Here is a 715-nt window from a genome sequence, read left to right on the forward strand (position 1 = left end):
TTGTCCATGCCCAACGCGTGGTCCGTCGCTACACCACCAGCCGTCCACGCACCGACGCAGGCAAAGCTATCTACGCCCTGGCGTTGAAACTGACCCGTATCGCCACACTCGACCAGGCACGGGAGTGGACGCTGCGCCTGCATGACTTCGGACAGGTATTCAAAGCATTCCTCAACGAAAAAACACCCCTCCCCAAAGAACGCCGCACCCTCAACAACCAGTGGGAATGGACCCACCTGCGAGTTCGCAAGGCATACAACTCACTGCTGCACCTATCGCGCAATAACTGGCTGTTTACCTACCTGCAGCCACCACCAGAAGCACTCGAACCACAGCGCTGGGCATCAACAACCAACAGTCTGGAAGGCGGCGTCAACGCCCAGCTCAAACGCATCGCCGACGCGCATCGCGGCAGGTCCGGGGAGCGCCAACGCAAAATGCTCGAGTGGTACCTGCACTCGAAAACGCAGCTGCCTGACGACCCGCTAAAGATCGCCAGGCAGTGCAATTACGGACAAGATCAACTCGCCAAAGTCAACGATCTTGTCCCAGAAGACCACAACAAAGCCGACCACGAAACAGGACGACCAGCCTTCTACGACAACGCTATCCCAACCGAATACCAACACAACATAGGAATCCGGAAAGGGCCCATGAGATAAAAAGGGCCCACCCGGCGACACACCGAGCGGACACACTTTTTGTCACTTAACCC

General features: G+C 57.2%; 1 protein-coding gene. It reads left to right on the plus strand.

What is annotated here, in order from left to right:
* Positions 1-662: transposase family protein (locus QP995_RS10800; protein WP_502869805.1), on the plus strand; the 662-nt coding region annotated here is incomplete at its 5' end.
* Between the last annotated feature and the right edge of the window lie 53 nt (positions 663-715).

Source organism: Corynebacterium sp. MSK032 (genome assembly GCF_030232065.1).
Lineage (GTDB): Bacteria > Actinomycetota > Actinomycetes > Mycobacteriales > Mycobacteriaceae > Corynebacterium > Corynebacterium jeikeium_D.